Source organism: Paludibacter jiangxiensis, from assembly GCF_001618385.1.
Lineage (GTDB): Bacteria > Bacteroidota > Bacteroidia > Bacteroidales > Paludibacteraceae > Microbacter > Microbacter jiangxiensis.
Genome location: NZ_BDCR01000004.1, coordinates 1,017,900 through 1,039,192, shown reverse-complemented (window position 1 = coordinate 1,039,192; position 21,293 = coordinate 1,017,900). Strand labels below are relative to the sequence as shown.

The window sequence follows — 21,293 nt, the reverse complement described above, 5'->3', positions numbered from 1 at the left end:
TGTTTTCCTCCTTCAGTTGATAGTATAAAGCAAATATATTGAATGGTTTCTCTTGCGATTATGTGTTTGGGCTACAAGTAATAAAGCTTTTTTTTGTTGTTAAAAGAAGAATGATTTAATCTAAATTTATACAAATGTACTCTCTTATTTGCCAAATTATTACAGCGAAGTTGTTTTGATTTTCATTTTGTCGTTTTTAATCCATAATATGAAGGTTTTGACATTGTAAAGAGAATAGAATTTTCTCAATTTGCTATTTGGCTTCTCCGGTTTTAGAGCAAAAATAAGCAGAAATAAAAATCAATGGTTAAGCCCGGAAAAACTGAGCCGATATCAATGTCTATTTAAACGAAAAATTCCACCGGAAGGCATGACATGCGTCCTTCCGATGGAATTTCTTAAAATGTTTGATTTGCCTTACTGTTTGTCTACTTTTTGGGCTTGGTCAGAATGTAATTTTATATTGTAATGTGCCTTGCGTATTGGGTGCAATTGCAGTGAGAATAATCCGGTAAATGGATTTTCCGTCCCATGAAGCAGCAAGACCTTTCTCTTCCGGAATCCCTTTCTGTGCCTTTTCAATGGAAGCCTTCCATATTGCCGCATTGAATGATAAGGTGGCAATTTTTTTATCTGGAAGGATAAAGCGTATCTGTCCGGGTGTCGACAGGTCGGTTTCGCAAATGGTCATGAAAGTTTGCGACAAACTTTTTAAAGGAGCTGAAGCCCGATAACTATCCCGAATGGTAATGCCTTGTTTTTTGTTCATTTCAACAGTTCTTGTCCACGACTGGATGCCTGCTTCCCGCGGATACGCTTTAGCGATGTCGAGCGTAAGTTGCGAGATGTTGCCTTTGTGGTTGTATTTTACCCCAGAGGCAGCAAATTCACGCCCTTCTGCCTGCTGGTAACCGTTGATCAGAGGAAGGTTGTGGTATGCTGATGTGTTGAACCAAATGTCGTAACGGTTTTTGGAAAAAGTACGCGCGGTATAAGTGCCTCTTCCCACGTCAATAATCAGCGGATAACCACCGGCATACACCATGAAATCGCCCACGTCGTTATGGTTGTGACTTTCGCCGTTGTCGCCCCCGTGAGCAGCGACAAATAATCCTTTTGCAGAACGGGAAGACATCAGTTGAACGTCGGGCAGCCAAACATCGGGTATATCATTGACCGAGCCGGTGAATTTTTCACAATCGCTAATCGCTTTCAGATTGTAGAGCTGGCGTGTGCGGTAGAATTGTTCATGGGGTAGTGTGTCGTGCAACGATTCGCGGTAAGCCATAGCCCCGAAACTTTTAAGATAATCGTCGCCGGTAGCCGTCCCAAAACGATAGAGAAGCAATCCGTCGGCTTTTAGTGCAGGTGCGGCATCCGCCACATTGATAAAATAGTTGCCGGCTATGTGCATCTTGCAAATATAGGCTCCGATTTGTTTGATAAACTCGTTTTGAAAAAGATCCAGACTGCCTCCTGTGGCATCTTTTAGCAGAGCAAGTGCGTCGAATACACAAGCTCCCGAAGCAAACCAATAGTGCGGGCCTTCTTCTGTGCTGCCGTCATTACCCAATCCGTTGATATATTGATTGATGATTTTCATAGATCTGGTCACACCGTCGACGCGGCGTTGTGGATCTTTTTCGAGAAGCAGGTTGGCCGTAAGATAATTGGATGCTACCCAAGGTGCCCAGTTGCTTAGTTTTTCTTCCGGATTGCCACCTCCAAGGTAGCCGTAGCGTGCCGAAATCATGGGAGTTAATACACGACGGTCAATTTCGTAACGGATGCGTTGACGGATAAGCTTCGATTGTCGGTCGAGCGAAGGACCGAGAAGATAGTCTGTCCATGAAAGAATAGCAGCAGTTTCGGCAGCAAACAAATCGACAACCGGTTCCTGCACATCCGGCAACCCTGTTCCGGCTTTTTGCATTCCGATGTGTGCGTTGATTCCCCAAAATGATTCTTCGCATACCGACCAGATGCCATCAATGATGTGGTCGGTAAAGCGACCGTTCCCTTCAATTGCTTCTGCCAGAACCATATCCCACAGCATGTAACGTTTGTCGAAAGAAATGTCCTCGTAGTCGGTGCGGTTCCCATTACGTTTGAATTCGAGCGTGACTGTCGCCGGAATTGCCCGAAACTCTTTTTTTAATGCAGCTTCTCCTTTTTTTATCAGGTTTTTTTGCGTTTCGGAGGGAATTAGATTTCTCCATTCTGCTGCATTTTGAGGAAACGGTTTCCATTCATCAACAGGTATAAGTTGGGTGTTGATTCCAGTTTCGAAAGGAACCAGAATATTACGATGGCTTATTTGCGCAAACGCCGTTGCAAATGTAAGACTAAAGAAAACAAGAAGGAAGAAGAGTCGATCGCGTAACTTCATAAATAATATCTGATTGTAGAACCAATATGTTTATTGAGCACCGATTTTTTTTGTTACCCGGACTTCGACGGTCATGGTTTTGCCGGTTATAATACAGTTGAGTTCAACGCCTAACTTGGCCGTTTCATATACCCAGTATTTCAGGGACTTTCCGGGAACCATCTGACCTTGTGAGTTATAATACGGCGTTAATGGTTGTGTCTGTGATGGTGCAACTTTCATGAAATCATCCACAATAGCCTTTAATTCAGCCTCTTTTTCAATATTTACATTGTTCCATGTGTAAATAATGTCAGTTTTCTGTAACTCTTTTTTGATCGCTTCAGAGCCAATCTTCTTGTTGAATTTGCTGATGACGGAGCTACCGGGCGACGAACACGAGATTGCAATGGCAGCAAAAACGGTGATTAACAGGGTTGTCGCTAAATTCAGATTTCTTGATTGCATAGTGTAATACAGATTTAAAAGTTATGCTTATGTAGTCTTTGGGTTTTGGATAATGCAAAGTTATGTCGTAAGTGTCAAATTTGCTAATGTTTATTGCTGTCATGGCCTAAAATGACCTGAAATAAAACTTGTCGTTAGCCCCAAATGCAGATTGATAATCTATAAATTGCTAATGTTTTGTGCGGAATCCTGTCGAGTCGCTATCGCTATAAAGCAAAAGCGGGATGATCAAATCACCCCGCTTTTGTTGTATAAAGCGTTCGATGCCTTTGTTGATCAGGCCTAAAATATTAAAGGTTTTTGTGTGTTTTAGTTGACGAATGTACCTGTTTTATGGCAAATCTATTCAATGGCTTTATTCAATTTCGGAATATCCTTATTGTAAGGAATCAGGCTTGCGCTTGAAAAATCTGAAATCCACTTATCTTTTTCTTTTACAAAATGATAAATCATTCGTATTGGAATTTTGATGCCTATGCCGTTCATTGTCCATTGGTCAATAACAATAGCCGATTTGCCGTCTTTACTTACTCTGATTTCTTGTTTGTGCGATGAAATATCAGCAAAATGTATAGTGGTGTCGGCAAACATTTTTTCGTATTCGCTGCATACTTGCTTTTTTGTCCAGAACTCACCGGGATCGGTGCCGCAATAGAGGCCGTTATCGTCCATCAGGGCGGCAACCGTCTTAATGTCGTGACTCTGCAATGCATTGATGTTTTTGTTAATCAGACTACTGATCTCTTTCTGCACACTGTTGACGTCAGTTTTAGGTTGTTTGCACCCGGAATCCATTATAAAGAGCAAGAGCAAAGGAAATAATAGTGATTTCATAAGTAAGATTGTTAATGTATAAAAATTAAGCAAAAGTGAATGGTAGTATATAACCACAATGTTCTTTTAGTTAGATGGCATTGAAGAGTATGGAGGATCAATGTGCAAAATAAGAATATTACTTTTCGTTCGGACGTATTAGCGATTTTCCTGCCTGAGACAGAAAATCGTAGGTGAGTTGGTTGAGACTGCCGGGGATAGTATATTGTGACATAAAACGCTTGTCAGGCGTTCCTGTCGGATGAATAATTCGCTCGTACCATCCTTTGGAGTGTAGAATTATGGTTCGTGTTGTCTTGCCAGCAGCCGGCATTTTAAACATTATATTGGCCTGATTAGCTGTTGTTGCCTGATCGTAGTAGCTGTTGTCGTCTTTGTTTAGAAGAGAAATAATATTTTCCCGTTTTTCATTGACAGCTTTTGAGGGAGGAATCGTGTGGGTTGTAAACCGGGTGTTGCTGGAATAGTCTGCAGCCACGTAATCAATATCCCAGAAAAAGGTTCCGAACACCAGCTTTATCTTCAATGGATCTGGTTCATTGCCTTTTATGGATAAACGGAGGATGTCGTCTTTATATTTCACGGGACCTGCAGCATTGAAAAAATCAGCAAATTCCCATTTCCCATTTCGCTCAATATACACCGATAGAGGTATTCCCTGATTAACCATCCATAGCAAAATTGATTCGCCTGATCCGTTGTTTTGTCTTTGCAGAAATGCATTGTAAGCCGATCCGAACAGATTGAAGAAGTGAGTCATCATTTCGTCGAGCAGAAAGGAAGTCTTCGCTCTGATCACCAAATTTACAGATGAGGCTTTTTCTGTGTTCGGAAATTCAATCATCATTTCCTCTTTCAAAGGCTTCTCGTTGTCTTGTGGTATACTTTGGAAAAACAATGTGTCTTTAGATGCAATTTGAGCTTTCACGTCTTTGCCGTTGGCCATTGTTGCTTTTGTGGGCTTTGTCAGGTGACTTAACGAATGAAGATTTCCATATTTGTCGGCTAATACCGAAACAGTAGGGTCATGATCCACCACTATCAGCTCCAATAAGTTGGTGTGCTGAATCTCCGGTGACATGTTGGTTATTTTTAGCGGATAAGTTCCGTTGGGTTTGCCTGATGTCAACGTGAGATAATCGTTTCTTTCCAATGGTTTGAACAAAGCTCCGCTGTATATCTCTCCTTCGAAGCAATATTTTTTACCATCCCAGGTATAAATAAAAGGACAAGATTCGGGTGACGTTGTTGTTACTGGGGTGTATGTGAAAGCTTTAACTGCTATTGCAATCAATCCCGCAACAATAACAGCGGAAGCTCCTGCGCATACAAATGATGCAGTGGTTGTAAAGTTATCCCGGTTGTATATGTTCATGCGGCTGATGTCACGAAGAGCTATAGCTGCTATTGTGTCATGAAGCAGATTCATCCTTTCGGTGTAAATGTGTACTTCGTTGAGTAGGTAACGCTGATTAGGATTGCCGTTGTGAATATAGCGGTTGGGGCCTTTTAGCTTGACCAGATTGCGGGGCTCCGCCAAAGTGTAAGGCTGGATAGTGCCTTTTAGCGTGTCGTTTTGTATGTAGATGTTGTAAATTTCCCATCGCTTAGCGCCTTGATGTACCAGCAGCGTTTTGCCTTTGTTGTAAAGAGTGGAAATGTTTTGAGGAGTAGGGGAAACGTTATTGACTTTGAAGTAGTAGCAACTTTCGAAAAGAGATGCCATTACAAATATCAACAGTGCCGAAATAATTTTATCGGCTTGTAGGGGAGGGCAAATGTGCCATCTCGGCACAAAAAATCTCCCTCTTTCTTTTCTGAATTCTATCTGTTCCATGATATTGAGGTATTTATAATGAAAAAATATACCCACTTGATATTCAGAAATATTTTGTAAAATTACATTGGTTGCAAGCCAATGTCAAGAGAGAGATGTCGATTTAACTTAAGAATACGGCGGATGTAAAATTTAAATGAACAGTGGGTAATTTAAAAACAAAAGCGGGATGATCAAATCACTCCGCTTTTGTCGTATAAAACGCGTATTTTTTTATTTCGCTACTTTTGACATAAACTTTTCGCAATCCACAATAAAGCGTTCGTGAATGCCTTCACCGATCAAACCCGCATTATCAAAGGCTTTTACTTCATAAACAAGACGGCGACCATCCACTTCGGTGATGGTTGTTTCGCAAGTGATGGTTGCTCCCAGAGGAGAGGCTTTGACGTGTTTCACGTTGACGAGCGTTCCGACAGTACTTGATGCTTCTGGTAGAAAATCCTGAGCTAATTTCAGGGCAGTTCCTTCCATAAAAGCAATCATTGCCGGGGTTGCAAACACGTCGAGTCCGCCCGAGCCCACACGGCTGGCAAGGTGTTCTTCTCCGACTGTCATTGTCCTTTTGAGCGTTGTTCCAACGGGGATATCCATAAGTTGATTTGAAGATTTGAATTGTAAATCAGCGAAGCTAAAATATAATCTGAGCACACGGAGCACACGGATAAAACTGAATTTTACGGATTGAATCGAATCAACAGATTGCAATTGTTACTTGTGATTATCCGTTAATTCCGTGTTTTCTGTGTGCGATTGGTAAGTTAAAATTCCGAACTGAAATGGAAGCGGATTTTCTGGAAATCCTGTTGTGCCATTTGCAAAATGTAGCCCGAATCGGCAAGGAAAACGTCGCGGCCTTCTTTATCCACAGCCATATACTGGAATTTACGTTTCTTGAAGTTTTCGAGTTCAGCGGGATCGTCGCTTTCAATCCAGCAGGCTTTGTAGAGCGAAATCGGCTCCCAACGACATTGAGCGCCGTATTCGTGCAAAAGACGGTATTGAATTACTTCAAACTGAAGTTGTCCTACCGTACCGATAATTTTTCGTCCGCTATTTTGATGGGTAAATACCTGTGCAACACCTTCGTCCATAAGCTGATCAACGCCTTTGTTCAACTGTTTGGCCTTCATCGGGTCGGCATTTTCGATGTATTTGAACATCTCGGGCGAGAAGCTCGGCAGACCTTTGAAATGAATATTTTCGCCGGAGGTGATGCTATCACCGATTTTGAAGTTCCCGGTATCGGGCAAACCAACGATGTCGCCTGGGAAAGCTTCGTCCACCACCTCTTTCTTTTGAGCCATAAAGGCTGTCGGGCTGGAGAATCGAAGCAATTTATTGTGACGAACGTGCTTGTAGTTGACGTTACGTTCGAACTTGCCGGAGCAAATTTTCACGAAAGCGATACAACTGCGGTGATTCGGATCCATGTTGGCGTGAATCTTGAAAATGAAACCTGAGAATCCTTCTTCTTCCGGATTTACCACCCGTTCGATGGCATAAACCGGACGCGGACTCGGAGCTATTTTTACGAAGCAGTCGAGCAATTCCTTTACACCGAAATTATTTAACGCACTACCGAAAAATACGGGAGCAATGTCACCGGCCAGGTATGGTTCAGGGGTGAATTCAGGATAAACACCTTCAATCAACTCCATGTCTTCGCGCAGTTTTGCAGCATCCGCTTCACCAATATAATTTTCCAGTTCAGGATTGTTGATGTCGTCGAAAGCAATCGATTCGGTAATAGTTTGTTTGCTTGGAGTATATAAATCGAGGTGATGCTCAAAAAGATTGTAAACGCCCTTGAAACGTTGACCGATATTGATCGGCCAACTGAGCGGGCGTACCTTAATGGAGAGTTCGGCTTCCACCTCGTCGAGCAAATCGAACGGATCTTTACCTTCGCGGTCCATTTTGTTGACAAAAACAATTACCGGCGTTTTGCGCATACGGCACACCTCCATCAGCTTACGGGTTTGGGCTTCCACCCCTTTGGCCGCATCAATCACGATAATAACGCTATCGACAGCAGTCAGGGTGCGGAACGTATCTTCAGCAAAGTCCTGGTGACCCGGAGTGTCGAGAATATTCACCTTGTAGTCGCAGTACTCGAAACCCATCACGGAGGTAGCAACTGAGATTCCGCGCTGTTTTTCTATCTCCATCCAGTCGGATGTGGCGGTTTTCTTAATCTTGTTCGATTTAACGGCACCGGCTACGTGGATAGCACCCCCGAAAAGCAGAAGTTTCTCTGTCAGAGTAGTTTTACCCGCATCAGGGTGACTAATAATAGCGAATGTACGTCGGCGTTTGATCTCTTCCTGAAAGGTCATAATAGCAGTTTAATTTTGGAGTGCAAAATTACAGCAATACGGCCAAAATAGCAAACGGGTTAAGAACAAGACAATATCCGATCAGAAGCATTTTTATTTAACTTTGTCAACTGCTACAAACAGCATGTTGATTATATGAAAAAAAAGACTCTCTTCATCTTATTGTTCTGCCTTTCTGCAGTGAACTCTCATTTTCTTGCGGCTCAAAATCCAATTATACCCGATATGATTGCCGATCCGAGCATTATTAAACTCAACGGCATCTACTATTGTTACGCTACAACGGACGGTTATGGCAAGGGATTGGCCTCCTCGGGTCCTCCGGTGTTGTGGCAATCGAAAGATTTTGTGAACTGGAGTTTCAATGGTTTCTATTTCCCTTCGGCAAAAGATCAGCTCTACTGGGCTCCCAGTAAAGCTGTTGCTGCAAACGGTAAGTATTATCTCTATCCAACCGTAAACACATCGATCTACGCAGCGGTTGCCGATTCGCCCGCCGGACCTTTCACACTGGCTAACGGAGCCGATATTTTTACCGGTACGGATGCACCACAACCACTTTTGAAACTGAACGGCCCGAAACATACCAAAGGAATCGATGCCGATGTGCTGATGGATGACGACGGTCAGGCTTACGTGTTTTGGGCACAACGCGGCGCTGCCCGTTTGCATAAAGATATGGTGACGCTCGACACTGCAATTGTTCAGATTTCCACCAAACGCAAAGGCTATTCCGAAGGACCGATTGTGTTCAAGCGCAAGGGTATCTACTACTACCTCTACACACTCGAAGGGCACGAAAACTACAAATACGCTTACATTTACAGCAAAACGTCGCCACTCGGACCGTTTGTTTTTCCCGAAAATGATATTATTGCGGCTTCCGATCGCGACCAAAAGATTTACGGTCCGGGACACGGGTGCGTTTTTAACGAACCGGGAACGGACAACTACTATTTTGCCTATCTGGAATTCGGTATCGGGGGAACCAACCGACAGGTGTGGGTGGATAAGTTGGCGTTCAATGCCGATGGAACAATTATTCCGGTCAAACTGACGCATCAGGGTGTTGGGGCTTTGTCAAAAACCAAGCCGGAGAAGAATCTGGCTTTGGGAGCGAAAGCAGTGGCAAGCAGTCAGGCTCCCGATTTCAAAGTAAAACCGATAAAAGATCCGACACTCGACCGTACGGAAACCTACTTGCCGCAGAACGTGGTTGACGGTTCAAACGGAACGCGTTGGATGGCAGCCCCCGGTGACTCATTAGCAACTATTACGCTCGATTTGGGCAAAACGACCCGGATAAAACGCTCGGATGCTTACTTTGTACAACCCACTGCCGGGCATGCTTACAAACTGGAGTATTCGACTGACGGCAAAACATGGAAAACGTGTGGTGGTCACACCAATGTGCGCTACCAGTCGCCACATACCGACAACCTGAATGCAAAGGCGCGTTTTCTGCGAATTACTTTCCTGAAAGGGACCGCAGGGTTGTGGGAGTGGAAAGTGTATTAACCTGTTATCTATAAACCTATGAAAATCATAAAAAGCCATCTGCTCTTCCTTTTGTTGATGTTGACCTCTGTCGTCTTTGCCCAACACCATACCGGTTCGTGGGGCGATCAGGGCAACGGAACGTACATCAATCCGGTGCTGAACGCTGACTATTCCGATCCCGATGTGATTCGTGTGGGGCAAAAATATTACATGGTTTGCTCCGAATTTCATTTTATGGGGATGAATATGCTGGAGTCGGACGACATGGTGAACTGGCGGATTGTGGGACGCATTTATAACAAAATTGAGGGCGCCGAGTACGATTCCATGCAACGGTATGCCGGTGGATCGTGGGCTCCGGCGCTGCGTTATCACGATGGCAAGTTTTACGTCTATTTTTGTACGCCCGACGAAGGTCTTTTTATGTCGTCGGCAGAGAAGCCCGAAGGGCCGTGGATGCCGTTGCTTTGCGTGAACCGTGTGGCAAAATGGGAGGATCCCTGCCCGTTTTGGGACGAGGACGGACAGGCCTATTTAGGACACAGTCTTTATGGTGCCGGCCCGATTATTGTGCACAAAATGAGTGCCGACGGCACCAAATTGCTGGATGAGGGCAAAACGGTGTATACCGGCCCTGTTGCCGAAGGGACGAAACTGTTCAAACGCAACGGCTATTATTACATGAGTATTCCCGAAGGAGGCGTGGACAAAGGTTGGCAAACGGTGTTGCGCTCCAAAACTATTTACGGACCGTACGAAAAACGGGTGGTACTGGAAAAAGGTTCCACCGCGATTAACGGTCCGCATCAGGGTGCGATGGTGGATACGCCCGAGGGTGAATGGTGGTTCTTTCATTTTCAGTTGGCAGGAGCTGTGGGGCGGGTGTTGCACCTGCAACCGATGTACTGGCACGACGACTGGCCCGTGGTGGGTGTCGATATCGACCGAAACGGCATTGGCGAACCGGTGTATGTCTGGAAAAAGCCGGTTACGGGAACCACTTCGCCGGTGAGCGCTCCGATGACCGATGACGAGTTTAGCGCTCCTCAATTGGGTTTGCAATGGCAATGGAATCACAATCCGGTGGATGCAGCCTGGTCGCTGACGGCAAAGCCGGGCTGGTTGACGCTGAAAGCCCTGAAAGCTCCTGATCTGAAGAATGCGCGAAACACGTTGACCCAGAAAATAATGGGAGATCGTGGCGAGGCAATTACGCAATTGGATGCCAGCGGAATGTTGCCGGGACAAAAAGCCGGATTGGCCTGCATGGGCAAAGAGTTTGTCGCTGTAGGAGTAAAGAACGAGGCGGGGAAATTGTCTCTTTTCGTTGAAACAAACGGCAAAGAATCTGCGGCTATACCCATCTCCAAAAAGAGTCTCTTTCTGAAACTGAAGCTCGATATTCCTGCGGCAAAGAGCCGTTTTTACTACAGCTTCGACAACAAAACGTTTCTGCCGTTAGGTTCCGACTTTGAACCGAAATGGGGCTTTTGGAAGGGTGCGCGGGTAGCGCTGTTTTCGTACAATGTGCTGAATGATGGAGGCTCAGCGGCTTTTAATTTCTTTCGTTACGATTACGACGGGCCGAAAGAAGTATAAAATCAAGATTATGAAAGTTTACATTTTTCTTCTTTGTGTTCTCTTATTCGGATGTACTGTGAAACAATCAACAGATACTTCTGTTAGTGTTAGTAAGAAAGTGTGTGTGCAGATGCCTAAGCTGACCATCAAGAGTAAACTTTTATTGAACATGCTTGATTCAGTAATATGCATACAGAAGAAATGTGCTGATTTTAGTGATTCAACGTTCTTTGTAATTACATATTTCAAGCAGGCAGGTGTTTTTTGTTTTGAGCCATATAATAACTACAAAGATGTTTTTAATTATAATCCGTGTGTAGGGTTTTTAAATTTTGAGAATCACTATTTCTTTCCGTTGTTTAAATATCATGAATGGTTTCAAGAGACAAAAGAATATTCTTCATTTTATTATCAATTTGAAAATATGCCTCCACCTCCGGGAGAAAAAGGGAGGATAATTGCAACAGTAAAACACGATAAAATATTCTATAGAACAAGCTTATTTTGTCAATAAATATTAGTCAATTCCCCGGCTCACCATAGCGTGTAAAGCAGATTCGGGTTCGGCGTATGGCTCTGCCTACGTCGACCATGAAAGCAAGGCTCCTGCCTTGCAAAAGACTGAAAAGCGATAGCATAAGAAGCTGCCGCTTTTTTGTTTGAAAGAAATATTGCTAAATTTGATAGGTGTTTGGAAAGCAAGAGCTTTCTTTTTAGCAACGGCGTAGGCGGAACCTACGCCGAATCAGAGGTTATCAATTTGCATCACCCAAAGACCCCAATTCATGGAAAATACTTACAAAATAAACTCTCTAACATGACGAATACTTCTAAAATAATTAAAAACGAATGGTTTGTTTTTGCGACATTCCATGTTGTACTATTATTAAATTCACGTTTTGCCGTAAGTTTTTTATCTGTGTTTTATGAAAACATTGACAATAGTGTCAAGTTGGTCTTTTACGTAGCGATATTATATTTGATTATTACTACCATATTTACTATTATAGCTTTTCTTGTATATCGTAAGCACAAAACTAAATCTTCATTTTTTGTTTTATTTTACATGATACTATGGTTTATTTTTACGGTATATGGGATCATAAGTATGATTTGCTAATGAATTAATAACTATTTGAAAATCTCTCCGTTCCTGCACGAGTTCCCTCGTGTGGGCACATCACGCGGTAGAGCACATTATGAAATGCAGAAAAGTAGTAATAAACGAGTCGTGTGCAGAGAAAGGGTGAAGTAGCAGATGGATAAGTAACAGCAAAGAGCAGGCTTACAGGTCTACCCCGGTTCACCATAGCGTATAAAGCAGATTGGGGTTCGGCGTATGGCTCTGCCTACGTCGAACATAAATGCAAGGCTCCTGCCTTGTAAAAGAGAGAAAGCGATGGCCTAATAAGCTGTTGCTTTTTTGTTTGAAAGAAATATTACTACATTTGATAGGCATTTGGAAAGCAAGAGCTTTCCTTTTAACAACGACGTAGGCGGAGCCTACGCCGAACCAGGTACACCATCTAATTTTATACAGAAAATAAATGCCGTAAAAGTTTCCATTCCATCCATACGTTAATCATCAATTATTATGAAATATATATATATCATTCTGTTATTGTGTTTGTGCTATTTTGGCTTGGGACATTCACAAACAATCGAAAACACAACGAACACAATCAATTCACATGGAAAGAAAGATGGTATTTGGATTGACCCATTAAAAGACTCCAAAGTTATCACCTTCTATAAGTGCGGAGTCGAAAATGGGCCAAAGTATCAAATTAACAAAGATGGTTCATTATATTATTTTGGACAATATAAGAATGGTAAATTAGATGGAATATGGTATTTTTTTAATGTAAAACAAAATTGTTATTCCACGATAGAGATTATTAATGCACAGGCAAAGATTGAGATTGTTCAAAAAGACATCAATAAGAAAGTATTTTATGAGGTTGAAGCGGAGGAAGTTAACTATTACTCTACCATGGCACTACTTTCGAAGGGAAAGATTGTAATTCACAATGATATTAATTCCTATATAGTAGATGGAGCATTAAAATATGGCATATGGAGGTATTATGACAATAATGGGAAAATAATAAAAGAAAAAGATGAGACAGGAGAATGGGATTAACGGGTGTTGATCCCCGGTTCACCGTAGCGTGTAAAGTAGATTTGGGTTCGGCGTATGGCTGCGGCCGACGCCGAAAATGAAAGCAAGGCCCCGCTGCCGCACGATTAGCGCCGCGAATCGTGTGGTAGCGGGGAAATTCAGCTTCTAATTTCTTTCGTTACGACTACAATGAACCGAAATAACTATCAGTTTGCCCGCATCTTTTGACGGTACGATCCGGGCGGGATGCCGGTTTGTTGGCGGAATACGCGCGAAAAGTGGTGTCGGTCGTAGAAACCGCATTGGGAGGAAATTTCATCGATCGAGAGGTCGGAGTGATGCAGGAGAATAACCGCCTGATCGATGCGCCGTTGCTGGATGTATTGCTGCACCGAACTATTCATGCACTCCCTGAAGAGCCGCGCAAAGGAGTTGGTTGCCAGATTGGCCAGCGTGCTCAGGGTTTCGTTATTCAAGGGTTGGTCCAGATTTTTGTCGATGTACCGGATGATTTTCAAAATGCGGTTATCGGTTTCGGGTCGTTGCCACAAAAGAGGCGAAATCTGCTGAAGCGCCGATAAAATAAGACTGACGAGCTTTAAACTGGACGAAAAGCCGATCGCGTTAGGCTCCTGCAAACGGTCGTTTTCAATCTCCCGCACAATCTTTTCTCTTTCTGGGTCGATGGTTATTTCGTACACATCCGGCCGTATCTGGTCGTAGGGATAGCCCAGATTGAAATGTACGAACATCTGGTCGGTCATCCCCCGCTTCTGGTAAAGCGCAATCTCCTCTTCGTGCTGCATCCGGATGCCCTGTATGTTTTCGTTGGGTTCCGTCCCTTTCAACTGCGACGAAAATGAGGTATAGGGCGGTATGATAATGATCTTGCCCGGCGAAAGTTCTATCTTTTTCCCGTCAAACAGAACGTACGATCCTCCCAAACGACTGTGATACAATCGCCAGAAAGGAAACGACATGTTTTTGCACTCCCACTCGGAAAGTATCCAGTAGCGGCAGCAGTGAACCGTCACTTTGAAGTTAGCAATCTCCTGTTGCAACTCCCAGGGGTCGTATTTTTGTTGTTCGGGTTGGGTGGACATGGTTTTGTATTTAGAGTCAAGAGCCAAGAATCAAGAACCAAGAGTCAAGAATCAAGAATTTAATTTGAGTGAGTTACAAGAAATAAGGACGGTCTGAAAATATTAGGATGCAATAAACACTCCAGGTTCATTGGTCTTGTCTCTTGGCTCTTGGTTCTTCGAAATTCTCCTGCAAAATTAAAAATGTTTATTCTGTACACAAAATTGATTTTTATATACAACCTTTCTGTCTGGTTTACAAGTATCTTTGCAGCTGCCAATTGATGAAATTACACAAAAGTATTGTCCTGATATTAACCTTCTAATCCGATTGAACAAATGAAAAATGTGAAATGGCTTTTGATGATTGCTCTTTTTACGGGTATTTGCTCCCAATCTATGGCGCAGCAGGAGTTCCCGATTGCACCGGGGAAATTCAAACCGACCGATGCTTCTCTGAAACAGTATCAGTATCCTCAATGGTTTCGCGATGCCAAATTCGGTATTTGGGCGCACTGGGGGCCGCAGGCAGTACCTCGTCAAGGTGACTGGTACGCTCGCAATATGTACATGCAGGACGGACAATCCTGGGAAAAAGGTTATTACGAAGATCATCTGAAGCGCTACGGACATCCGTCCGAAAAAGGCTATAAAGATATTATCCCTTTGTGGAAAGCCGAAAAATGGGAGCCGGATGCCTTGATGAAGCTTTACAAAGAGACGGGAGCAAAATATTTCGTTTCGATGGGCACGCACCACGACAATTTCTTTTTGTGGAATTCCAAGCTTCACAAATGGAATGCGGTGAATATGGGCCCGCACAAAGATGTGGTAGGTCTATGGCAGGCAGCAGCAAAAAAAGAGGGTTTGCGTTTTGGTGTTTCCGAACACCTTGCCGCAAGCTACACATGGTATCAGAAAGCGCATAGCGCCGACAAAACCGGAGACAAAGCGGGTGTTCCGTACGATGGCAACGATCCGCGCTACGAAGATTTGTATCATGGTAAAGCAGCTGCCGACGATACCGGTTGGATGACGAAAAATCCCGCGTGGCAAAATGAATGGTATGCTCGCATCAAAGAGCTGGTGGATATGTATCATCCCGATTTCCTCTATTCCGATAGTAAAATTCCATTTGAAAACGAGGTGGGAAGAAGCCTTATCGCGCATTTCTATAATCAAAACATAACACAGCACAACGGTAAACTCGAAGCCGTTTACACCTGTAAAGAACCGTCGGATCACCGTTTTGTACAGGACGTGGAACGTGGTGTGCTCGATTCTATAAGCGTTTATCCGTGGCAGACCGATACCTCTATCGGCGATTGGTTTTACCGTACCGGTCAGCAATACAAAACTGCTCCTGAGGTAATTCAGATGTTGGTGGATATTGTCAGCAAAAACGGAAACTTGTTGCTGAATGTGGTGCAGACACCAGAAGGCGATCTGGAACCCGATGTGGTTGCTATTCTCAAAGGCATTGGCGCATGGATCAAAGATAACGGTGAGGGAATTTACGGTTCACGCCCGTGGAAAGTTTACGGCGAAGGACCGTCGACAACCCAGTCGCAGGAAAAAGGACAATTCGGAGGCTTGAAAGATGTGCGTAAATACACTGCCGACGATATCCGTTACACCACCAAACAGGGAGCTGTTTACGCATTTTGCATGGAAAATCCGACGCAGAATATTCGATTGAAGTCGATGGGCAAAAACGGCAAATTGGCTGGAAAGAAAATTGCATCTGTTACGCTGCTGGGAAGCGGAGAGAAAATCAGCTGGACGCAAAACAACGACGAACTGGTTATTAGGAAACCTGCAAAACTTCCTGATTATTCGGTTGTTGCGTTTAAAGTTGCACTCAAAAAATAAATTCGACGAAACGAGCTATATCGAATAACTCCGTCCTTTAGGGCGGAGCTAAAAAAAGAAATACTATTAGGCTTTAGCCATGATAACACCCAAGGCGAGATAATCAGCTTGCATTTGTCAAGGCTAAAGCCAAATTGGAATCGTCCCATTTTGACTCCGCCCTAAAGGACGGAGTTATATGAATTTGAGCCAAATTCAAACAAATATAATTATTTAATATACAGATTAATATGGAATACAGAGAGATCGGGAAAACCGGCATGAAAGTCTCCAATATCAGTTTCGGCGCTTCGTCGCTGGGTGGCGTTTTTCATTCGTTGAAAGAAGAGGCAGGCATTGCTGCGGTTCATACCGCGGTTGACAACGGCATTAATTTTATCGACGTGTCGCCTTACTACGGACATTTGAAAGCGGAAGTCGTTTTGGGGAAAGCACTGAAAGAGATCGACCACAGCAAATTTTACCTGTCGACCAAAGTAGGCCGTTACGGCAAAGACGGTGTGAATTACTGGGATTATTCGGCTCAACGGGCTACCGAAAGCGTTTACGAAAGTCTGGAACGCCTCAACGTGGACTATATCGACCTGATTAATGTGCACGATATCGAATTTGCCGATCTCGATCAAGTGGTGAATGAAACATTGCCTGCTTTGGTGGAATTGCGCAATAAAGGCATTGTGAAACACGTGGGCATCACCAACCTGACGCTCCGTCACTTTAAATATGTGATCGATCACGTGCCGGCCGGTACGGTGGAAAGCGTACTTTCGTTTTGCCATTACTGTCTCAACGACGATGCGTTGGTCGATTATCTCGACTATTTTAAAGAAAAAGGTATCGGTGTAATCAACGCTTCTCCCTTTTCGATGGGATTGCTGACTGATCGCGGCGCTCCCGCATGGCATCCGGCTCCGAAACCTTTGCAGGATCTGTGTCGCAAAGCTGTGGCTCACTGCCAAAGCAAAGGCAAATCAATTGAGCAACTTGCCGTGAAATTCTCGGCTGCCAATCCACGCATTGCAACGACACTCTTCAGTACCACCCGTTCCGAAGCAGTGCTCGACAATATTCGCTGGGTCAATGAACCCTTAGACGAAGAACTATTGAAAGAGGTACAGGAAATACTGGAACCAAGATTCAGAGATACCTGGCTTAACAGTTGAGCAGTGAGATAGTGAGGTGGAGAGATGGCTAGTTGTCAACTAGAAACCTTCAACTTTGAACTTGAAACTTTTAACTGGCTTTTATGCAAATTATCGATGCACATGCTCACCTTTGGCTTCATCAGGATACCGAGGTGAACGGAATGAAAATAAAGACGCTGGAGAACGGACGCTCGCTCTTTATGGGCGAAATCCGGCAAATGGTGCCCCCGTTTATTATCGACGGACGCAACACTGCCGAGATTTTTCTCTCCAATATGGACTACGCGCAGGTGTCTGCCGCCGTCATCACGCAGGAATATATCGACGGATTGCAGAACGATTACCTGAGGGAGGTTCAGAACAAATATCCGAACCGTTTTCTCTGTTGCGGAATGGTGGATGCCCGTGTGCCGGGCTACCTGAAGCATGGAGAAGAGTTGATTAAGCAAGGTTTTGGCGCTCTCAAACTACCTGCCGGACGGTTGATTATGTCCGACAAACGGGTATGGCTAACTTGCGACGAGATGATGCAGCTTTTCCGCCTGATGGAACAAAACGATGTGCTCTTTTCTGTTGATTTGGCTGACGGCAACGAACAGGTGGCCGAGATGGAGGAGATCATCAAAGAGTTTCCGAAACTGCGGATCGCTATCGGACATTTCGGCATGGTCACTCAACCCAACTGGCTGGATCAAATCCGGTTGGCGCGTCACCCGAACGTGCGTATCGAATCGGGCGGCATTACCTGGCTCTTCAACTCCGAGTTTTATCCGTTCAAAGGAGCGGTGAAAGCCATCAAAGAGGCTGCCGGCGAAGTAGGTATCGAGAAGCTGATGTGGGGCTCGGACTATCCGCGCACCATCACGGCCATTACCTACCGCATGTCGTATGACTTTGTACTGAAAACCGATGAGTTGAGTCAGGAAGAGAAAGAAGCCTTCCTGGGCAAAAATGCCGCATCGTTCTATGGCTTTACTGACTTGGTAGAGTTACCCTATATTAAAAACATGTCAGAATAATCATTTATTGAAAACCCTTTTTATGTCTAAACGACCTTATGCTTTGCCTCTGCTGTTGATATTTAGCCTCTTTTTTATCTGGGCCATCAGCAGCAATCTTTTGCCTACCATGATACGGCAATTGATGAAAACATGCGAACTCTCAACTTTTGAAGCCTCCTTTACCGAATCGGCTTACTGGCTGGCCTACTTTATCTTCCCGATCCCGATTGCCATGTTTATGAAACGCTACAGCTACAAATCTGGAATTATCTTCGGATTAGTGCTGGCAGCCATCGGTGGACTGTTGTTCTTTCCCGGAGTGATGATTAAAGAGTATTGGGCTTACCTTTGCATCTTCTTTATTATTGCCACCGGCATGTGTTTCCTCGAAACGGCCGCCAATCCGTATGTTACGGTGCTGGGTGATCCGGCTACGGCTCCCCGTCGCTTGAATCTGGCGCAATCGTTCAACGGTCTGGGGGCTTTTATTTCGGCCATGTTCCTGAGCAAACTGGTGCTGAGCGGACATAAATTTACCCGCGAAACCCTGCCAACTGATTTCCCCGGCGGATGGACCGGTTACATACAACAGGAGTCGGATGCGATGAAACTGCCGTACCTGATTTTGGCAACGGTGCTGATTGTGATTGCCGTTGTTTTTATCTTCTCGAAATTGCCTAAAATCAAGGAAGGTGACCATGTGGAAGGCGAAGTATCGAACGATAAACTGATCGATTTCAACGTGCTGAAACGTTCGCATTTGCGCTGGGGAGTTATCGCACAGTTTTTCTATAACGGTGGACAGACGGCGATCAACAGCCTCTTTTTGGTTTATTGCTGTACATATGCCGGATTGCCAGAAGGCACTGCTACTACATTTTTTGGCTTATACATGCTTGCGTTCCTTTCCGGACGTTGGATCGGAACATTGCTGATGGTGAAATTCCGCCCGCAAAACATGCTGGTTACATACGCATTGTTGAATGTGTTGCTCTGTATCGTGATTATGGTTTGTGGCGGAATGGTGGGCATTTATGCCATGTTGGCTATTGCCTTCTTTATGTCAATTATCTATCCGACACAGTTCTCGCTGGCATTGACCGATCTGGGAAAAAATACAAAGAGCGGTTCGGCTTTCTTAGTGATGGCCATCGTTGGGAATGCTTGTTTGCCTCAGTTGACGGCATATATCATGGATCGGAATAGCGCGATTTATTATATTGCCTATGTTATTCCGATGATTTGTTTCGCATTTTGTGCTTATTACGGATGGAAAGGCTACAAAGTAGTCGATTGATCATTCAAAAATAGTGTCATTTATATAATTCTTGAAAATGAAAGCTTTACAAATTGTTCAGGCTGGTGAGATGAAAGTCGTCTCGGTAGAAAAACCGGCTCTGAAAGCAGGAGAAGTACTGGTGAAATTGTGTTATGTGGGCTTTTGCGGCTCCGACCTCAATACCTACTTAGGTAAAAACCCGATGGTAAAACTGCCCGTTATTCCGGGTCACGAAATTGGTGCGGTCATCGAAGCCGTAGGCGAAGGTGTTCCTGCGCATATCCAACCGGGAGTTTCCTGTACAGTCAATCCATACACCGCTTGCGGCAGTTGTCCTTCGTGTCGTAACGGCCGTCCCAATGCCTGCCAGTTCAATCAAACCTTCGGCGTGCAACGCGATGGTGCCATGAGCGAATACATTTCCGTTCCATGGGGTAAGGTGATTCCCGATGCGGAAATTACTCCCCGTGATTTTGCGCTGGTAGAACCGATGAGTGTCGGTTTTCACGCCGTATCGCGCGCTCAGGTTACCGACCTCGACGTGGTGATGGTGATCGGTTGTGGTATGATCGGGGTAGGAGCAATTGTGCGTTCGGCCTTGCGTGGTGCCCGTGTTATTGCCGTTGATGTGGATGACAGCAAACTGGCTTTGGCAAAACGTTTGGGTGCGGCTTATACCATCAATTCCAAAACGGAAGATGTACACGCCCGCTTGCAGACCATTACCAACAATGCCGGTCCTGACGTGGTGATCGAAGCCGTGGGAGCACCTCCTACTTACCAAATGGCAATCAGCGAAGTCGCCTTCACTGGTCGCGTGGTGTGCATCGGTTATGCCAAGACTGAAATTGCTTTCGAAACCAAATATTTCGTGCAGAAAGAACTCGATATTCGCGGGTCGCGCAACGCCATGCCCGAAGATTTCCGTGCTGTGATCGAATACATGAAACGCGGTACCTGTCCGAAAGAAGAGCTCATCAGCGGCATCTACGAACCCGAACAGGCACAAGAAGCCATGAAACACTGGCAATCCGACCCGGGCAAAGTTTTTCGTATCTTTGTGAAATTCTGAAGATACGGATGGCAAAAACACAAAGCCTCTATCTGAAGATGGAGGCTTTGTGTTTTTATAGCGACCAAATAATAATCTATAAATCAATGTTATGGATTTTTCCGGATTAAACCTTGAGAGAATTGAACGAGATGCAAAGCATTTTCATCCTGATTGCTTGAAAACAGATGAAAAATCTTACTTGGAATCTTATCCTATTTTTGTAAATTATTTCAAACAAATCACAGGCGAAATAACAAAAGAACATCTGATAATTGCGGCTCATTTCGTGTATGGATGGATGCCTACTATATTGACTTTGAATACGGGAAATAGCAAAAAAGTTCTTGAATTATTGAATCGTGTCAGAGCTGGATCTCTTTTGAAGGAAGATGAGCTTAAAACAATCAAAGAGTGTGTCAATAACTCGATGGTGGGTACCTCTAAATTGCTTCATTTTATAAATCCTGAAGTTTATGCTATTTGGGATAGTAAAGTGTTTTTCTATATTAGACGAACAAAAAATGAGACTGTCGATAAGATAATATCAACTTATGGAATTGAAAAAGAACAGAATTATCGTGCCTATTTGAAAGCATTACAAGATATTATACAAGATATTCGTTTTGAAGACATCTATACGGACGTTCTTAATAAATTGAATAAACTGCAATTGGGCAATTGGGCTATTAGCAAGCTGAGAGCCGCCGAATTAATTATGTTTTACACAGAAAAAACAAGACGAACAACCTGATATATTTCCCCAATTCAGGTCATTTTTTAGACATCAGGGCTCTGCCCCTCCGAATCTGTG

The 21,293-nt window shown here is 44.1% G+C and carries 17 protein-coding genes; 10 read left to right on the top strand and 7 right to left on the bottom strand.

Annotation, left to right across the window (positions count from 1 at the left end; genetic code table 11):
* Positions 1-445 precede the first annotated feature (445 nt).
* The 6 genes from PJIAN_RS14380 to PJIAN_RS14355 form a co-directional block, all read right to left on the bottom strand.
* Complete coding sequence (locus tag PJIAN_RS14380) at positions 446-2,389, bottom strand: heparinase II/III domain-containing protein (RefSeq protein ID WP_068706271.1); 1,944 nt, start codon at positions 2,387-2,389, stop codon at positions 446-448.
* Positions 2,390-2,419: 30 nt separating this feature from the next.
* Positions 2,420-2,836, bottom strand: a complete 417-nt coding sequence (locus PJIAN_RS14375; protein WP_068706269.1) for a hypothetical protein — start codon at positions 2,834-2,836, stop codon at positions 2,420-2,422.
* A 342-nt stretch (positions 2,837-3,178) separates the two neighbouring features.
* Positions 3,179-3,670: a YybH family protein gene (locus PJIAN_RS14370; protein ID WP_084252434.1), complete on the bottom strand. Its 492-nt coding sequence runs from the start codon at positions 3,668-3,670 to the stop codon at positions 3,179-3,181.
* Positions 3,671-3,788: 118 nt separating this feature from the next.
* Positions 3,789-5,507: a hypothetical protein gene (locus tag PJIAN_RS14365; protein WP_068706265.1), complete on the bottom strand. Its 1,719-nt coding sequence runs from the start codon at positions 5,505-5,507 to the stop codon at positions 3,789-3,791.
* Between the two features lie 213 nt (positions 5,508-5,720).
* A complete protein-coding gene (locus PJIAN_RS14360; protein WP_068706263.1) occupies positions 5,721-6,101 on the bottom strand; it encodes a thioesterase family protein in 381 nt (126 codons plus the stop codon).
* A gap of 167 nt (positions 6,102-6,268) precedes the next feature.
* Positions 6,269-7,846 carry a peptide chain release factor 3 gene (locus tag PJIAN_RS14355; RefSeq protein WP_068706261.1) on the bottom strand — a complete coding sequence of 526 codons (1,578 nt, stop codon included), beginning with the start codon at positions 7,844-7,846 and terminating at the stop codon, positions 6,269-6,271.
* 135 nt (positions 7,847-7,981) lie between these two features.
* Between PJIAN_RS14355 and PJIAN_RS14350 the strand changes: the two genes are divergently transcribed.
* The 4 genes from PJIAN_RS14350 to PJIAN_RS14330 all read left to right on the top strand — a co-directional run bounded on the left by PJIAN_RS14350 (position 7,982) and on the right by PJIAN_RS14330 (position 13,070).
* The gene (locus tag PJIAN_RS14350) at positions 7,982-9,364 is read left to right on the top strand and encodes a family 43 glycosylhydrolase (RefSeq protein ID WP_068706259.1); all 1,383 of its coding nucleotides are present in this window, start codon (positions 7,982-7,984) and stop codon (positions 9,362-9,364) included.
* Positions 9,365-9,382: 18 nt separating this feature from the next.
* A complete protein-coding gene (locus PJIAN_RS14345) occupies positions 9,383-10,945 on the top strand; it encodes a glycoside hydrolase family 43 protein (protein WP_068706257.1) in 1,563 nt (520 codons plus the stop codon).
* Between the two features lie 10 nt (positions 10,946-10,955).
* Positions 10,956-11,441: a hypothetical protein gene (locus PJIAN_RS14340; protein ID WP_153802586.1), complete on the top strand. Its 486-nt coding sequence runs from the start codon at positions 10,956-10,958 to the stop codon at positions 11,439-11,441.
* Between the two features lie 1,080 nt (positions 11,442-12,521).
* A complete protein-coding gene (locus PJIAN_RS14330) occupies positions 12,522-13,070 on the top strand; it encodes a hypothetical protein (RefSeq protein ID WP_068706252.1) in 549 nt (182 codons plus the stop codon).
* Positions 13,071-13,255: 185 nt separating this feature from the next.
* Here PJIAN_RS14330 and PJIAN_RS14325 read toward each other — a convergent pair whose 3' ends face one another.
* On the bottom strand, positions 13,256-14,152 hold the full coding sequence (locus PJIAN_RS14325) for a helix-turn-helix domain-containing protein (protein ID WP_068706250.1): 897 nt from the start codon (positions 14,150-14,152) through the stop codon (positions 13,256-13,258).
* A 318-nt stretch (positions 14,153-14,470) separates the two neighbouring features.
* Between PJIAN_RS14325 and PJIAN_RS14320 the strand changes: the two genes are divergently transcribed.
* From PJIAN_RS14320 to PJIAN_RS14295, 6 genes are all read left to right on the top strand, one after another.
* On the top strand, positions 14,471-16,003 hold the full coding sequence (locus PJIAN_RS14320; RefSeq protein ID WP_068706248.1) for an alpha-L-fucosidase: 1,533 nt from the start codon (positions 14,471-14,473) through the stop codon (positions 16,001-16,003).
* 230 nt (positions 16,004-16,233) lie between these two features.
* The gene (locus PJIAN_RS14315; protein ID WP_068706246.1) at positions 16,234-17,166 is read left to right on the top strand and encodes an aldo/keto reductase; all 933 of its coding nucleotides are present in this window, start codon (positions 16,234-16,236) and stop codon (positions 17,164-17,166) included.
* An 83-nt stretch (positions 17,167-17,249) separates the two neighbouring features.
* The gene (locus PJIAN_RS14310; RefSeq protein ID WP_068706244.1) at positions 17,250-18,167 is read left to right on the top strand and encodes an amidohydrolase family protein; all 918 of its coding nucleotides are present in this window, start codon (positions 17,250-17,252) and stop codon (positions 18,165-18,167) included.
* A 22-nt stretch (positions 18,168-18,189) separates the two neighbouring features.
* Positions 18,190-19,446: an L-fucose:H+ symporter permease gene (fucP, locus tag PJIAN_RS14305; RefSeq protein WP_068706242.1), complete on the top strand. Its 1,257-nt coding sequence runs from the start codon at positions 18,190-18,192 to the stop codon at positions 19,444-19,446.
* Between the two features lie 37 nt (positions 19,447-19,483).
* Positions 19,484-20,500, top strand: coding sequence for a zinc-binding alcohol dehydrogenase family protein (locus PJIAN_RS14300; RefSeq protein ID WP_068706241.1), 1,017 nt, complete (start codon positions 19,484-19,486; stop codon positions 20,498-20,500).
* Positions 20,501-20,591: 91 nt separating this feature from the next.
* Positions 20,592-21,233, top strand: a complete 642-nt coding sequence (locus tag PJIAN_RS14295; RefSeq protein ID WP_068706239.1) for a hypothetical protein — start codon at positions 20,592-20,594, stop codon at positions 21,231-21,233.
* The last annotated feature ends 60 nt before the right edge of the window (positions 21,234-21,293 follow it).

Bases quoted from the DNA above. Each gene is read 5' to 3' on its own strand.
- PJIAN_RS14380 (WP_068706271.1), bottom strand. From the start codon at position 2,389: ATGAAGTTACGCGATCGACTCTTCTTCCTTCTTGTTTTCTTTAGTCTT.
- PJIAN_RS14375 (WP_068706269.1), bottom strand. From the start codon at position 2,836: ATGCAATCAAGAAATCTGAATTTAGCGACAACCCTGTTAATCACCGTT.
- PJIAN_RS14370 (WP_084252434.1), bottom strand. From the start codon at position 3,670: ATGAAATCACTATTATTTCCTTTGCTCTTGCTCTTTATAATGGATTCC.
- PJIAN_RS14365 (WP_068706265.1), bottom strand. From the start codon at position 5,507: ATGGAACAGATAGAATTCAGAAAAGAAAGAGGGAGATTTTTTGTGCCG.
- PJIAN_RS14360 (WP_068706263.1), bottom strand. From the start codon at position 6,101: ATGGATATCCCCGTTGGAACAACGCTCAAAAGGACAATGACAGTCGGA.
- PJIAN_RS14355 (WP_068706261.1), bottom strand. From the start codon at position 7,846: ATGACCTTTCAGGAAGAGATCAAACGCCGACGTACATTCGCTATTATT.
- PJIAN_RS14350 (WP_068706259.1), top strand. From the start codon at position 7,982: ATGAAAAAAAAGACTCTCTTCATCTTATTGTTCTGCCTTTCTGCAGTG.
- PJIAN_RS14345 (WP_068706257.1), top strand. From the start codon at position 9,383: ATGAAAATCATAAAAAGCCATCTGCTCTTCCTTTTGTTGATGTTGACC.
- PJIAN_RS14340 (WP_153802586.1), top strand. From the start codon at position 10,956: ATGAAAGTTTACATTTTTCTTCTTTGTGTTCTCTTATTCGGATGTACT.
- PJIAN_RS14330 (WP_068706252.1), top strand. From the start codon at position 12,522: ATGAAATATATATATATCATTCTGTTATTGTGTTTGTGCTATTTTGGC.
- PJIAN_RS14325 (WP_068706250.1), bottom strand. From the start codon at position 14,152: ATGTCCACCCAACCCGAACAACAAAAATACGACCCCTGGGAGTTGCAA.
- PJIAN_RS14320 (WP_068706248.1), top strand. From the start codon at position 14,471: ATGAAAAATGTGAAATGGCTTTTGATGATTGCTCTTTTTACGGGTATT.
- PJIAN_RS14315 (WP_068706246.1), top strand. From the start codon at position 16,234: ATGGAATACAGAGAGATCGGGAAAACCGGCATGAAAGTCTCCAATATC.
- PJIAN_RS14310 (WP_068706244.1), top strand. From the start codon at position 17,250: ATGCAAATTATCGATGCACATGCTCACCTTTGGCTTCATCAGGATACC.
- fucP (WP_068706242.1), top strand. From the start codon at position 18,190: ATGTCTAAACGACCTTATGCTTTGCCTCTGCTGTTGATATTTAGCCTC.
- PJIAN_RS14300 (WP_068706241.1), top strand. From the start codon at position 19,484: ATGAAAGCTTTACAAATTGTTCAGGCTGGTGAGATGAAAGTCGTCTCG.
- PJIAN_RS14295 (WP_068706239.1), top strand. From the start codon at position 20,592: ATGGATTTTTCCGGATTAAACCTTGAGAGAATTGAACGAGATGCAAAG.